Source organism: Paenibacillus pabuli, assembly GCF_039831995.1.
GTDB lineage: Bacteria > Bacillota > Bacilli > Paenibacillales > Paenibacillaceae > Paenibacillus > Paenibacillus pabuli_C.
The window spans coordinates 3,883,514-3,898,324 of the sequence record NZ_JBDOIO010000003.1 but is presented as its reverse complement, the minus strand read 5'-3'; the positions used below and the strand labels follow the sequence as shown (position 1 = coordinate 3,898,324).

Sequence of the window (14,811 nt, the reverse complement as noted above, 5' to 3'; positions counted from 1 at the left end):
GTAAACCTCTTGCCTTATGCAAGAGGTTTTTTTATTTATCAACAAATCTCATGTGATACTTCATCTTTTATGAGTAAGGCAGACTTTTGTAATTTGCTCTCATCGAATGATTTTGTTTAAATAGATACAGACGTTCAATAAAAATGGGTTCAGATCTAAAGAGGAGGAATCGTGTGAAAAGAGCTCTTGTTATTGGAGGAAAGGGAACGTTAGGAAAGGCGATTGTTGCCAGGTTGAATGAGCTGTCTGTAGAAGTGGTTACAGCAGGCAGAAGCTCCGGTGATTATCAAGTCGATATAACCTCTACTGATAGCATCAAGGCTCTTTTTGAAGCTGTGCAAAACATTGATTATGTCATTGTCGCGGCTGGTCAGACACATTATGCCAAACTGGAAGAGCTGACCCCTGAGAACAACATGATCAGTGTACAGAGCAAATTGTTGGGCCAGGTCAATATCGTGTTAATCGGTCAACACTATATCAATGACAATGGAAGTTTCACGCTGGTAAGTGGCATTATTAAGGATCATCCTATTGCACAAGGTGCTTCAAGTGCCATGGCCAATGGGGCAATAGATGCGTTTGCTAAAGCGGCAGCCTATGAGTTGCCCAGAGGTATTCGTTTGAATTCGGTCAGCCCTAATTTGTTTGAAGAGTCGGCTGAGAAATATAGGGACTTTTTCATTGGTTTTAACCCGGTACCTGTGGAACGTGTGGCTAATACGTTTATTCAAAGTGCACTGGGCATCGAAACGGCACAAACCTTTAAAGTATATTGAATAACAAAGAAGGCTAATCAACTTATCGTTGAGCCTCAGAAAGCTTACTGTGGGCAACATATGATCTTCATGAGAATTGAGCTTGCCAAAACCGATTATAGCTCTGGATACGCCCAAAGTAAAAATAACTAAGGACATTAACAGGATGAACCTGCTAATGTCCTTTTGGTTATATTTAAGGAGAGGAGCTCTGCAATTCAATTTAGACATTTAGTATCTTTCCAAAATCGTTTGAGTTTTCAAGCCATCGGCAGGAATAAGCCAGTTGTTGCTTTCCAACACTTGCAGCAGCTCGGTACGCAGGCCGGATACGGCTGCAGCATCTTCGGTTTTGAAAGAAACCTCTACAAGGTTCTCTACCCCTGTACCATCTGCGTTACGAATAGGCCATACTTCAAGCGTCAGATCTTGTCCATTCCATGTGCCTTCATAGCGTTGGAACGTTATAGGGCCATGAGCACGGGCTTGCGAGAGCGTTTGTTTACCCCAGTTGGAAGAAGACCAGTTTTTCAGTTTGCCTGGCAGCTTGTCCAGCAGCATATCAAGCGCGTCCTTCTCGGAAGGAAGCTGTACGCCAGTAGCTTTGGTATCTACTTTTTTGGTATTAGAGAAGCTTAGGGTTTGTTTGCCATAACCCCAATCGATCTCAGCCTCATAATTATCATCTGATGCATCAAATCCCTCTTGGTTTGCCAGAGTTAATGCTGCATTAATGTCACCGTTAATTACGGGATAGCGCTTTTTGTAGGTCAATTCATAGTTGTTTTTGTCATCTTTCTTCCGGAAACGGACATCCCATCCCGCTTGGTTCAGATTCAGAGCATTGGTATCAAAGTACTCTGCGCTGATGTTTCTTGGTGTAGAATCCAGGGACAACGTTTGAATAACTTCACTCCGAGGTGTTCCATCCGAGTTCAGTACCAGTTCCGGTTTAGCCAGAAACTTCACTTCGTAGGCAGGTACGGCATTGGCCGCCGCTGAAGCTTGAGGTGCCTGGAACGCCAGACTGCTCCCCAATGTGACGATACTCAGCATCAATGAGGTCGTTACCTTTTTCCACTTTTTCAAAACCAATCACTCCCTAGGCTGGATTAATGTACAGACCCACTTTATCGTCCGAGTATATGAACGTGATTAACATTGGACGAGCATTGCGTTAACCCTGCATAGATTTGATGAATGGCGAACGAGAGTTTTTATGGGGCGAAGCCAAGAAATGGAGGGGAGTCAGGGACTCCTTCGTGAAGAACTTCCTTGAACCGATTCATTTGAACGGAAGGATGTCGATCCTTATTATGTACCGTGTATATATGCCTTGGAGCCTGTTCTCCCGGAATAGGAAGGACCTGAATCAAGCCGTGCTGCTCCTCCCACTGTACAGCCATGCGCGACATGAATGAAATATGACCTCCGAGCAGAACCAGCTGTTTGATCGCCTCAAGTGAGTCCATCTCCACCGTACTGCGGAGCCGCACAGCATGTTGTTCCAGCCATTGGTTCGTCAAACGCCGTGTGCTGGATTCGTTCCCATGCAGAGCGAAAGGAACCTGAGAGATATGATCTGGCTCCAAAACTTCTCTTCTAGTCAAAGCGTGCTGCGGAGCACAGATTAACACCAGATCATCTGCGCATAGCGGATCGGCTTGAAGATTCGGACTGACAAATGGTTCGGAAGAGATTACCCCCAGATCAATCTGGTGCCGCATTAACATCTCGCGGATGACAGGAGACGGTTTGACCGATAACACAATACGAATACCGGGAAACTCCTGTGAAAATGTATTTAGCATTGATGGCAGAAGATAAGTTGCAGGTACATAGCTTGCCCCAATGTGAAGCGTGCCCCTGTAGAGGCTGTCGTATTCTTTGACTACCCGGCGGGCCTCTTGGGTCAGGGCATTAATCTTCACGGAATAATGAAGTAGGGCCTGTCCAGCCTCCGTTAGAAACGTCTTCCCACTGCGCGATTCGAATAATCGCACCCCCATCTCTTCCTCCAGTGACTTCATATGAAACGTAACCGTGGGTTGCTTGATGCCCAGAATCTCCGCGACACTGGTCATGTGATGATGCTTGTCAATTAACTCTACAATTTGCAGTTTAATCAGATTCAACGAACTCACACTCCTCTCCCTTATACAGGGCCTCCATAATATAAGATGATTTAATGCTTGTTTTCATAAAGACGGGGAGTACAGGACCAATCTGAAGAAGCGAAGCTAAAAGCTTTCTGAAAGAAAGCTGCTTCGAAAGGATCTGCTGCGCCTTTATTCCCTGATTTCTCCTTTTGAAAAGGGAATCAAGGAAATCCGGGGATAACAGCGATCGGAAGATGGTGCTGTAATCGGAGTAACAAAATGAAAAATTGATTTGGCTCACCTTATATAGATTTAATCTATGAACATCAACAGAATTCATCTAAAAAGTTAATTTCATTTTTACATTCCTAACATACAACTCGCGAGAGCGGGCGTTAGACTGAGTACAGTACAAGAAGACAGGCAGGGATGCTTATGAAAATGGAGATTTCAGGAGTTCAAAAATCATTCAATCGCACACCTGCACTATTGCCCACGGATTTGACGCTTCAGCATGGTCAGTTTACGACGCTGCTTGGTCCATCAGGCTGCGGCAAAACAACATTGCTGCGCATGCTTGCCGGATTAGAACAGCCGGATGCGGGAGAGATTATTGCGGGTGATCAGTGCATTTTCTCAGCAGCCAAGCGGATCGATGTACCCACACATAAGCGTAATCTGGGCATGGTGTTTCAGGATTTTGCATTATGGCCGCATATGACGGTATATGAGAATGTGGCATTTGGCTTGAGAGCCGGAAAGCAGAAATCAAATTTACGGCAGAAAGTAACCGAGGCACTCGGCATGGTTCGCCTGCAAGGCATGGAAGATCGTTATCCTCATCAGCTGTCCGGTGGACAGCAGCAGCGGGTTGCTTTTGCCAGAGCGGTAGCCGTGAGACCTGGTGTGATTCTGTTTGATGAACCGCTTAGTGCACTCGATGCTGTACTGCGGGAAGAAATGAGGATTGAGATGATGTCCCTCGTTCGGGATATGGGGCTAACCGCCCTGTACGTCACTCATGATCAGGTTGAGGCAATGTCGATGTCGGATGAGATTGTAGTCATGGAGAAGGGGCGGATTTTGCAAAAAGGAAGCCCCGAGACGATCTACGCATCGCCAAGTGATCCCTTCGTTGCTTCGTTTATCGGAAAATCCAACTGGCTCACACCGAATCAGTCCATGGTACGACCGGAACATGTGACCTGGAATAGGACAAGTCATGACGACCTGCGATATCAGGCAGCGGTACTGAGTGTCAGCTATGTAGGGGAGCGTTATGAAATCCGGGTTCAAATGGAAGGGCTTGGCGTATGGACGGCTTATCTGGACCGAAGGGTTCGCGTAGGAGAGCAGGTTCAGCTGTATATATCGCCAGAGCGTATCTGCCGTATGAACGGACATGAGAGCCGGGATGCGAAGCGGGAAGCTATAGCTGCAGCGAACTAGGAAGCTTGAAGCGGAAATCAGAAAAAAATATAGCAGAAAAAATATATAAACCAAGGGAGATGGAATGTGATGTTAGGAATGAAAACACGGAAAAAAAGTGCAATGCTGCTGTTAACAGCGGTGATGAGCATTAGCTTGTTTGGATGCAGTACGAACTCAACCGCTGGAAACGCAGGACAATCTGCGGGAGAGGGAAGTACCGCAGCAGCAGCTCAACCAACCGAAACAGCAGGCGGCAAACTGGTGTTGTATAGTGCAGGGCCACAAAAGCTGGCAGATAATATCGTGAGCGGATTTACGGCCAAAACAGGTATTGAAGTAGAGATGTTCCAGGGAACAACTGGTAAAATTCTCGCCCGTATGGAGGCTGAAAAATCCAATCCTGTGGCCGATGTCGTCATTCTTGCCTCTTTGCCTTCAGCACAGGCGCTCAAAGCGGACGGTTTGACGCTTCCATACCCTGAAGCAGCCAATGCTGACAAGCTGAATAAGGACTGGTCAGATACAGAAGGCAACTATTTCAGTTCAAGTGCTTCGGCACTCGGAATTGTGTACAACACCAAGCTGGTGTCTACGCCACCGACAAGCTGGGCTGAACTCGCTACACCAGCCTGGAAAGACGCTGTAAATATTCCGGATCCAACGTTGTCCGGTTCTGCACTGGACTTCATTACAGGGTACCTGAGTGTGAACGGTGATCAAGGGTGGGATTTGCTGGACAGCTACAAAGCGAATGGTGTGGCCATGGCGGGTGCGAACCAGGAAGCCCTTGATCCGGTAATTACGGGAGCCAAAAGCATCGTTGCGGCAGGTGTCGATTACATGGCATATTCCTCTAAGGATAAAGGCGAACCACTGGACATCGTATATCCAGAGGAAGGGACTGTTATCAGCCCAAGACCGGCTGCAATCCTGAAATCAAGCCAAAATGTAGAAAACGCCAAGGCGTTTATCGACTATCTGTTGTCCGATGAAGCACAGAAGCTGGTTGCTGATGCGTACCTGATTCCGGGCCGCGAAGATATTGAAGCGAGCAACCGGGCCAATCTGAAAGATATCCCGCAGCTGAAAGTGGACTGGAACTGGATGAGTGAACACGGTGATGAGACAGCGGCTCGTTTCTCCGAGATTTTCAAATAAAATCGTTGAAACAATACTGAAGAACATTCGGCAACAAGTGTAACGAGTGTCTTGGTGGAAGTCATGTGAGGTGAAATCAGTGAAACCTGTTGTACTGGACAACAACCGTATTTTTCGGAGAGTGGGCGTGATTCTGGCCCTCTTTCTGCTGACTATAAGTATTGGCGTACCATTGCTGCTGATTTTCTGGCAGAGCGTGTATCCGGATGGACAATGGGACTGGATGGCTCCGATCCGGACGATTACCGGTCACCATTTATCCGGTGTACTGCTTAATTCCGTCTGGCTGGGCATCTGTGTTGTTGCCGTCACCACCTTGCTGGCCCTGCCGCTGGCCTGGATGATGGCCAAGACCCGTATGGGACAGCACCGCTGGGTGGACGTGATCCTGATGATTCCGTTCATGACACCTCCGTATATCGGTTCGATGGGCTGGATTTTGTTTATGCAAAAAGGGGGATACCTGCAGCAGTGGGTGTCATCAGCTGAGAAATGGAGCGAGCTCTTTTTCAGTTTCTGGGGCATGGTGCTGATCATGAGCCTGCATCTATTCCCATTTCTGTACTTGCTGCTGCGGGATGCGCTGATTCGCATCGGCGGCAATCTGGAAGAGGCAGGATCGGTTCACGGGGCACCTGCGGGATACCGGTTCAGACGCATTATTTTACCCTTACTGTTATCTTCCTATGGGATGGGGATCATGCTTGTTTTTGTCAAAACGATTGCGGAATTCGGAACTCCGGCCACCTTCGGCCGCCGTATCGGGTACTACGTCATGACCTCGGAGATCCACAAATATATTTCCAGTTGGCCGATTGACTTCGGCAAGGCCACCTCACTTGCATCGGTGCTGTTGTCCGTATGTCTTGTCATGTGGTACATGCAGTCTGCCATGAGTCGTAAATTCACGTACCGTCTGGTGGGAGGCAAGGGACAGCGGTCTAAACGATATTCTCTTCGCGGAGGAGCGGGATGGCTGTGCGGTATCTATCTTGCAGTGCTTCTCATTCTATCTGTGGGTATTCCGTACTTCTCCATCATTGCGGCTTCGACAATGAAGCTGCGCGGGGCCGGATTGTCTCTGGACAATGTAACGCTGGATCACTTTCGGGATCTGCTCTCCTGGGGCTCGGTTAGCATGAAAGCCATCGGGAATAGTCTGGGATTGTCCCTTGCCGCTTCCACCGTTGCGGTGGTGATCGGTACAGGATTTGCGCTGGCGATTGGCAAGTCATCCTCATTCATGCAGCGTGTGATTGATCTGTTCAGCCTGCTGCCCAACACCGTACCAGGCATTGTTATGGTTGTAGGTCTGATCCTGTTCTGGAATTCGCCATGGATGCCTGTCACCCTGTACAACACGTACGGGATGGTGGTGCTGACGTATGTCGTTCTGTTTCTGCCATATACGGTGCAGTACGTGAAATCGAGCTTCACCCAGATCGACGGAACCTTGTTCCAGGCAGGTCAGGTGTTTGGCGGAAAGCCGCTGTATATTCTTCGGCGCATTCTTGTGCCGCTGATCATTCCCGGCATGCTGGCCGGTTGGATGATGACATTCACTATTGCCACACGTGAGCTCGTAGGCTCATTGTTAATTCTCCCGCCGTCCATGCAGACGTCGGCAACGTACATTTTTGCACAGTTTGAACAAGGTCAGGTGTCGCTCGGAATGGCCATGGCTGTTGTAACGGTCGGCATGACGGTACTGATGCTGCTCGGCATTGAACTATTGAATTCGAAGAGAAAGTGGAATGCATCATGATGAAACTGAACGTATGGGGCGGGGCAGGCGAGCATGGCCGCTCCGCCTATCTCTTGAGCGGAGACAGGACTCATATTTTAATGGATTGTGGCGTGAAAAAAGAAGGAGCAGGAGAGTACCCGCTGATCGAGCCCGAACTTGTATCAACCCTGGATGCTGTTCTGCTGTCCCACGCGCATGAGGATCATTCCGTTGCCATTCCCTTGTTGTATAAGATGGGCTATCAGGGTGAAGTATGGACGACACGCGAGACAAGGGAGCAGCTGGACACCTATTTCCGGGCGTGGCGCAGCAATATGGAGCGTGCAGGATATGATCTTCCCTATGAGGAAACAGACGAGAAGTCCATACGTTACAGGTATTTGGAGGATGAGGCCAAGTCCGGGATCTGGTTCGAGATGGTTCCTGGTCTGCACGTGTTATGGGGACGCAGTGGCCATCTTGCCGGATCGGTATGGTTTGCACTTGAGATGGAGGGTAAACGGATCTTCTATTCCGGGGACTATACGTCCGAGTCCATGCTTCTGCAGGAAGATTGTGCGGCAGAGGCACTGAAATTGGCGAGCCTGTTTCGAGGCAGAGAGCGTAGAAGCAGCCGTATAAATAATTCGCAATTGTCTCAGGGTATGGCTGTCAGTGATGGGATACAATTAGCTGGAGAGTCACTGACGGAACTAGCGATGGCAACCGGGAACTCTAGGATTTCCGAGATATCCTTGACTTCTTCGTTAACAAAACGGTGCATGGATCAAGTGATGGATCTGGCGATTGTGGATGCTGCATATGGTACCGACCGGGATACACAAGCAGAAAAATTGGAACAGCTGGACCACGCCATTCGCCAGACCATTGCCCGTGGGGGCAAAGTATTGCTGCCGATGCCCTCGGTTGGCCGTGGTCAGGAGATCATATTATGGGCACAAGAGCGGTACCCGGGCGTTCCGATGATCGTTGAACAGGGACTCGTAGATGGCATGAAGCAGCTGCTGCGTGTCCCATACTGGCTGAGAGAAAAGGAAACGTATCTCAAGGGTCCATTAACGTATACCATTGGACAATTTTTGGATGGTCAATCCTGGCATCTGCCCAAGAATTGGGAAGATCGGGAGCGACTGCTGAACCAACATGCAGCTTCCCTATGGTTCATTCCAGACGGCATGATGCAGTCTTCGCTTGCCCGTTGGTACTATAGCCAGCTGGCGGAGAGCTGCGAGAACTTGATCTTGCTCACCGGACATGCGGCTGTTGGCACTTTTGCACAGAAGCTAGCACAGAATCCGGCTGAGTATGGCGTGTGCGAGGTGCAGAAAGTCCGTTATAAAGTGCATCAGGGCTGGCTGGATGTCGAGAGAATGCTGCAGCGGGTGCCTGCGCGGCATACTGTGCTGGTACACGCAGACAAGGCAGAAACGGACAGGTTGAGAGAGAACTTGCTCAGAAATAGCCCATCTCCGGAAGCAGAGGTATATTCATTGTCTCCCGGGGATGAGCTCTATGTCTAAACATGAAATTAAAATGAGATCAATGCATCATAATGCCATAATGTATCAGTTGAGAGCGTCCTTGGGGACGTTCTTTCCATTTTATTTTTTGAGGACTATGGTTCACGTTGAATGGGGTGCTCGAGTTCCGAATGACCCATTAGACTATCGAGCGCTTCTCCGTCCACAAGCACTTCCAAACGGTTTATTTCATCAAACTGAAACATCGTTGTGGTCAAAGCTTCCAAGGCCAGCAATTCCCCACTGGTACCAAGCTTGGCTTCATCGGGGATATGAACATCCAAAGTCAATGTATCCTCGGCAGATTGGACAGAGAGCAGTTCAACCTTTTCCTATAAAGAGACCAGCGCGGTATCGTCATTGTTTTGTAAGGCTTCAAATGTTTTTTTGTACTTCTCGTCGTCCTCTATAAACTCCAACTCAACTTCTCTTTTTTCAAGTTCCAGCACCTGTGTATCGGCGAAGTATACTTCAACAGTTTGCTTCTGTTCCTTGTTTGGCTCAACCTGGGTCCCACCATTGTTGGCAGGCTGTACGCTTCCGGAATGGTTGGGTTCATTCGTTCCGGATTCACTCACTGGCTTCTGGGCACACCCCGCGGCAATGATAAGAATGAACAAAAATAGTAGTCCGTATCCCATCTTTCGTTTCAACAAATCACATCCTCCGTTTGGTATAACGTTATATTTTATATCCCTAGATATTCCTTGATTCCATCAACTATTGCTTGTGCAGCTTTCTCTTGAACTTCCTCGGAGGACATGGCCTTTTCTTCGGCAGCATTGCTCAGGAAACCAATTTCCAAGAGCACTGCAGGCATGGTCGTTTCCCGAATCACCTGCAAGCTGCCATTCTTGACACCCCTATCCTTGAATCCCAGAGCCTTCACCAAGTGTTGATGAATGATATTGGCCAGGTCCTTGCTGCTGCTGCGCTGATAATAATATGTTTCTGTTCCTGATGCCTGAGGTGAGGACGTTACACTGTTGCCGTGTATAGAGACAAAGACATCCGCATTTAACTGATTCGCTAGTTCAACGCGCTCGGAACGTGTGGGATAGATATCACTGTCACGTGTCATGACCAAATCAATATCCGGCTCGTTGAGCAGGAGAGCTTGTACCTTTAGAGCCAATGCCAGAACGTATTCCTTCTCAGGTTTATTGGTGATACTTATTGCCCCTGGGTCACTGCCCCCATGACCTGGATCAATAACCACAACTTTACGTCCTGTATCGAGGGCAGGAGTCACCGGCACGGGCGTGACATTGTCTCCCGAAACGTTAAGATCGATAAGCAGCTTGTCGGCAATAATGTTTTGATCGAACTGCACGTCTTTTACATTGTTCAACTCAACCACAATCCGAACTTGTCCGGGATCCCGTTTAAATAGGGAATATCTCACTTCGGATACATTGGGATATCCGTTTACATCCAACTTGCCATTAAACCCCTGATTAAGCGGCTGTGCCAGGTCACCAAAGACCGTTCCAGGCAAGTCCACAACCAGTCGATCCGGGTTCTTCAAGGTGGATATGACCGGCTGCACTTTTTCCCCATCCAGGGACACGACAAGCTGATTGTCGGCAAAAACGATATCGGTTACATGGGTTAACGAGATGGTGTCGCTATCTCCTGAATCATCCCCAGATGCTTCGGCGGACTCATTATGGGTACCCGTTAAGTACACGATCTTCTCTCGGTTGTCCCACATTACGCTAAGTCCCATCTGTTCACTGACAAATCGAATGGGCACCACCAGCGTTTTGTTTAAAATTTGCGGAGCTGTATTCAGGGTAACCTGTTTGTCAGCAACCATGGCTTGCTTTTGGTCAACGGTGAGAGAAATCATTTTTTCATTTTGCTGTATCTTCACCTGACGGGCTTGTTGATTCCAATCGACATCGAACTTCAAATTTTCCGCAACGACTCGGATCGGGATCATGACATTTTTATTGACGATGGTCACCTGGACATCACTCGGGAGAGACAATTCCTCTCCATTCAAGAAGATTTTAGACGTGTTCGCAGCGGCATTTCCCTGAACAGGAAACAGAAAAAGAAAGAATAGGCTTATAAACATAAGTACAATGGTTTTCTTCATGAATACACCTCAACAATTTTAGAGCTTGTAACTCACCGACATGGAAATTCTAAGTTCCTGAATCGGTAAATAACAAATTCCCTCCCATAAATTTACTGCAATATATAAACAACAAAAATGTAAAAATGTTTCTTTTATTGATTTATTTAATTTTTACTTGAGGGCATCCCCCCTTTAACGGAAAGCTCCCGGTGAATCTGATATAGCTCCATTATTCGGTTGTTCATCAGATGGATCCTGTACAATAGCTAAGTTCATCTTTCAACGGTGGTGAAGTATCATATAGACGAAAGAGACGACCCTAAGGAGGGCCGTCTCTTTTGTTGCGTATAAACCAATTATTGCAATTTCAATGCTTTGGCGGTCCGTGCCTCTACTTCATCCATCAGAGAAGTCATATCCATGCCCGCATGATTACCAAGTAGAATAATGGTTACGTCGTCTGACAGATTGCGAGAGAAGGCTGTGGCAAAACCGCCGCCGCTGCCATTATGGAAGACCGTACGATTATTGCCGTTCTCCTTAAGGATCCAGGCGTAGCCATAATTTTTGTCCGAGTAGGGCTTGTACATCTGTTCAATCGTCTCCTGACTCAGGATCTGATCGGTGTACAATGCGCGGTCCCATTTAAGCATATCGTCAACCGTCGAATAGATCGTCCCTGATCCCGATTGTGATACGTAATAAGGAGCAGGCACCCACTTGTTATCTTCTGCGACGAAGCCACTGATGGTTTTGACCTTCCGTGATGCCTCACCCGAGTTTTTCATGCCGAGCGGCTTCAGAATCGTTTGTTGAACATAGTCGGCATAACTCATGCCGGATACTTGTTCAATCACGTAGGCGAGCAGCACATAGCCGCTGTTGCTGTAGAGATAGGCAGTGCCCGGTTCGAACTTCAGCGTTTTGTGCCGGATCTCCTCTACCGTTTCTTCCAGTGAGGTTCCTTCACCCCGGCCAAATGCGGACGGAAGGCCGGAAGTTTGAGATAACAGCATATGCAGAGTCATCTCGTCACCCTTCGGAATACCAGAGATGTATTTGGAGATGGGATCTTCTACATTCAGCTTGCCATCTTCCGCGAGGCTGAGAATGGAAGCTGCCGTGAAGGATTTGCTCAGTGAAGCAATTCTTGTCTTCTGGTCCGGTCGGTTCATCGTTTTCTCATCGGCCAGTCCATATCCTTGACGAAGTAGTACATCACCATTGCGTGCAATTAGGGCCATGCCCGGGAATTGGATTTCACGCAAATAAGCATCCACGCTGGTCACTTCGTCCTCCAGCAAACTGACTTTGTCGGTTTGGATGTTCACGCTCATCTGACCAGATGAGGTGCGGCCGACTTTAATATCGGCTTTCAGGGCATTCGCCATAGGACGGACAGGTACCATAAGCGTACCTTTAACCGTACGGGATTTCACGCCTGCATCCAGGCGAACGTGGTTGACCTTGATCGAGTCGCTGCCGGACTGGTGAACCAAAGTATCTCTTCCGACGGTGATGGTAGCCGTTTTGGTACGATTATCCCATTTCAAGGAACCTTTTACCGACTGGACGACATCCCTAAGGGGTACGTACGTTGATCCTTTGTAGATCTGAGGTGCATTCTTCCAAGATTGTGGTTCGCCATTCACTTCAATAAGAACTGCTTGCGTGTTCTGTGCAGCCGATATGGATGTGCTGAATTGTCCCAGCATCGGCCCTGCAACCAGAATGAACGCGAGCAGAATACGAAATAGGGATAAATATGCCTTAGAAACCGATTGATGCACGTGAGGCGATCTACGTGTGATTTGAATCCTCTCCTTCCAGACTTTTCATGGATAACCAGCTTACGAAATATTGTAAACGATCTCGTGGAGGGGGTCAAAATGGATGGAGAACCAGCAAACATAAGAGCCTAACAGAAATAATAGAATTTCGACGATATTTAGTATTTATACATAATGTTTTCACGATGTTCGTCCGATAAAAAGAAGGTGAAGATGATGATGGGGGATAGTTAAATGAAGAAAAGGTTTCAACAATGGTTTGCGCCAACCGTAAAAAAACGTCTGGTCGCAGCGCTGCTTCTATTTTTGATTGTACCAAGCATCACCGTTGGTTGGTTATCTTACGATAAAGCTGCAGAACGGGTCAGGGAAGAACTCCTGCATTCTGCACAGGCCAAAACAGAGATGCTCAGTTTACAGATTGATCAGATGCTCAACATGGAGAAGGATAACGCTGCACAGCTTGCCGCGGGTTTTACTTCTGAGGATGTTATTAATAAATCGCCTGCGCTACAAAAACAAATGGACCATATGTCGGAAAACCATAAAGAACTGGGTGTTCTGACGATCGGTGCCGAAGATGGAAGCTGGATGAAGTCTCCTGATCCTGGACAGCAGATCTATGATCCGCGGGAACGCAGCTGGTATACGATGGGCATGGCATCAAATGAACCTATTATTTCAGACACATTCCAGTCAGCAACAACAGGAGAGTGGGTCGTGACTGCCTCTGCCAAGCTTGCTGATGGCAAAGGTGTATTTGGAGCCAATGTTAGTCTTAACCATTTGAAAGAAAACGTAGATCAGATTCATATTGGTGAAAAGGGAAAGCTGTACATGCTGGACAATGGCGGAAAGTTCCTGTTCCATTACAATATCGAATCAGGTGTGCAGTCAGACCAGGACTATATTAATGAAATGTACGCTAGTGACAAGGGAACCGTGAAGTACACGTATGAAGGGCAAGAAGTGGAAGCTGTATATTTCACCAACCCGGCGACCGGGTGGAAAATCGTTGGTGAGATGCTGCCTTCCGAAGCAGATGAAGCAGTTAGACCGATCATGATTCGAACCTATACGCTTGTGGGGGGTTCATTGGTCATCGGAATGATCCTGCTCATTTTCATCATCCGGGGTATTATTCGCCCATTGCAGCAGCTCACCCAGGCCGCATCCAAGGTAAGCGCCGGGGACCTTACGGTTCACGTAGGGCTGAAGCGGCGGGATGAATTTGGACAGCTTGGAGACAGCTTCGATTCCATGACTTCATCACTGCGCAATGTTCTTGGAGAAGTGCACGATACGTCGAGCCAGCTCGCAGCATCTTCCGAAGAATTGATGGCCAGTTCGGAACAGACGTCCAAGGCAACAGAACAGGTCGCCGAGCTGATGCAGAATGCAGCGGAAGGAACGACCAAACAAAATGATAGTCTTGCGGCAACAGGTCAGCTTGTCGGAGAGATGTCCATTGGGGTCAAAGAAATCTCTTCCAGTGCTGAAGAGACGGCCCGCATTGCAGGGGAAGCTTCGAACAAGTCCGAAGCCGGAATGGTAACCGTGGAAGAGGCCGTCGCTCATATTCAGCAGGTCAATGAAGAGAGTGAAGCTATGGCGGCAGTCATTGAGGATCTCCGAGCGAAAAATGAAGAGATTATTCAGATTGTTACCGAAATTACCTCCATTGCGAAACAGACCAATATTCTCGCGTTGAATGCGACCATTGAGGCTGCCAGAGCGGGAGAGCAAGGACGCGGATTTGCTGTTGTTGCAAATGAGGTCAAAGCTTTGGCGCACAATTCGGGCAGCTCTGCTGAGCGGATTAATGAATTAATGCGTGAAATGCAGGAGAAAACGTACGCGGTGCAGTCCACCTTTGCACGTACAGGTGAAGGCATGGTGAAAGGTTCAGAGCTTATTACCGAAGCGGGAGATGCGTTCCGTACGATTCGGGACGCTGTGCAGCTCGTTGCTGCTCAGGCCGGAGAAGTGTCTGCGGCATCTCGTCAAATTGATGGTGGAATGAACCATGTAACTAAAGCGGTCAATGATACCATTGTTTTATCCGATCAGATCGCTTCCGGTACGGAAGATGGCTCTGCTGCAGCACAGGAGCAGCTTGCCACGATGGAAGAGGTTGCAGCTTCCTCTGCTGCATTGTCTCGCATGGCTGAAGATCTGCAGAGCATGATCGAACGTTTCAAGCTATAACCGATTGAATTAAA

General features: G+C 48.1%; 12 protein-coding genes. 6 read left to right on the top strand and 6 right to left on the bottom strand.

Annotation, left to right across the window (positions count from 1 at the left end):
• Positions 1-173: 173 nt before the first annotated feature.
• Positions 174-779 carry a short chain dehydrogenase gene (locus ABGV42_RS19490; RefSeq protein WP_347383114.1) on the top strand — a complete coding sequence of 202 codons (606 nt, stop codon included), beginning with the start codon at positions 174-176 and terminating at the stop codon, positions 777-779.
• Positions 780-989: 210 nt separating this feature from the next.
• Here the strand turns inward: ABGV42_RS19490 and ABGV42_RS19485 are convergent, their stop codons facing one another.
• Complete coding sequence (locus ABGV42_RS19485; RefSeq protein ID WP_347383113.1) at positions 990-1,847, bottom strand: hypothetical protein; 858 nt, start codon at positions 1,845-1,847, stop codon at positions 990-992.
• A 128-nt stretch (positions 1,848-1,975) separates the two neighbouring features.
• A complete protein-coding gene (locus tag ABGV42_RS19480) occupies positions 1,976-2,893 on the bottom strand; it encodes a LysR family transcriptional regulator (RefSeq protein WP_347383112.1) in 918 nt (305 codons plus the stop codon).
• A gap of 399 nt (positions 2,894-3,292) precedes the next feature.
• Between ABGV42_RS19480 and ABGV42_RS19475 the strand changes: the two genes are divergently transcribed.
• The 4 genes from ABGV42_RS19475 to ABGV42_RS19460 all read left to right on the top strand — a co-directional run bounded on the left by ABGV42_RS19475 (position 3,293) and on the right by ABGV42_RS19460 (position 8,713).
• Positions 3,293-4,306: an ABC transporter ATP-binding protein gene (locus ABGV42_RS19475; RefSeq protein WP_347383111.1), complete on the top strand. Its 1,014-nt coding sequence runs from the start codon at positions 3,293-3,295 to the stop codon at positions 4,304-4,306.
• A gap of 69 nt (positions 4,307-4,375) precedes the next feature.
• A complete protein-coding gene (locus tag ABGV42_RS19470) occupies positions 4,376-5,446 on the top strand; it encodes an ABC transporter substrate-binding protein (protein WP_347383110.1) in 1,071 nt (356 codons plus the stop codon).
• A 79-nt stretch (positions 5,447-5,525) separates the two neighbouring features.
• Positions 5,526-7,211 carry an ABC transporter permease gene (locus ABGV42_RS19465; RefSeq protein ID WP_347383299.1) on the top strand — a complete coding sequence of 562 codons (1,686 nt, stop codon included), beginning with the start codon at positions 5,526-5,528 and terminating at the stop codon, positions 7,209-7,211.
• Complete coding sequence (locus ABGV42_RS19460; protein ID WP_347383109.1) at positions 7,208-8,713, top strand: MBL fold metallo-hydrolase; 1,506 nt, start codon at positions 7,208-7,210, stop codon at positions 8,711-8,713. Before ABGV42_RS19465 ends, ABGV42_RS19460 begins: the two co-directional genes overlap by 4 nt.
• Positions 8,714-8,808: 95 nt before the next feature.
• Here ABGV42_RS19460 and ABGV42_RS19455 read toward each other — a convergent pair whose 3' ends face one another.
• From ABGV42_RS19455 to ABGV42_RS19440, 4 genes are all read right to left on the bottom strand, one after another.
• Positions 8,809-9,033: a GerMN domain-containing protein gene (locus ABGV42_RS19455; protein WP_347383298.1), complete on the bottom strand. Its 225-nt coding sequence runs from the start codon at positions 9,031-9,033 to the stop codon at positions 8,809-8,811.
• Between the two features lie 12 nt (positions 9,034-9,045).
• Positions 9,046-9,369: a hypothetical protein gene (locus ABGV42_RS19450; protein WP_347383108.1), complete on the bottom strand. Its 324-nt coding sequence runs from the start codon at positions 9,367-9,369 to the stop codon at positions 9,046-9,048.
• Between the two features lie 32 nt (positions 9,370-9,401).
• On the bottom strand, positions 9,402-10,817 hold the full coding sequence (locus ABGV42_RS19445; RefSeq protein WP_347383107.1) for an N-acetylmuramoyl-L-alanine amidase family protein: 1,416 nt from the start codon (positions 10,815-10,817) through the stop codon (positions 9,402-9,404).
• 338 nt (positions 10,818-11,155) lie between these two features.
• Complete coding sequence (locus tag ABGV42_RS19440) at positions 11,156-12,589, bottom strand: serine hydrolase (RefSeq protein WP_347383106.1); 1,434 nt, start codon at positions 12,587-12,589, stop codon at positions 11,156-11,158.
• Between the two features lie 234 nt (positions 12,590-12,823).
• On the opposite strand from ABGV42_RS19440, the gene ABGV42_RS19435 reads away from it, so the two are divergent.
• A complete protein-coding gene (locus ABGV42_RS19435) occupies positions 12,824-14,797 on the top strand; it encodes a methyl-accepting chemotaxis protein (protein ID WP_347383105.1) in 1,974 nt (657 codons plus the stop codon).
• The last annotated feature ends 14 nt before the right edge of the window (positions 14,798-14,811 follow it).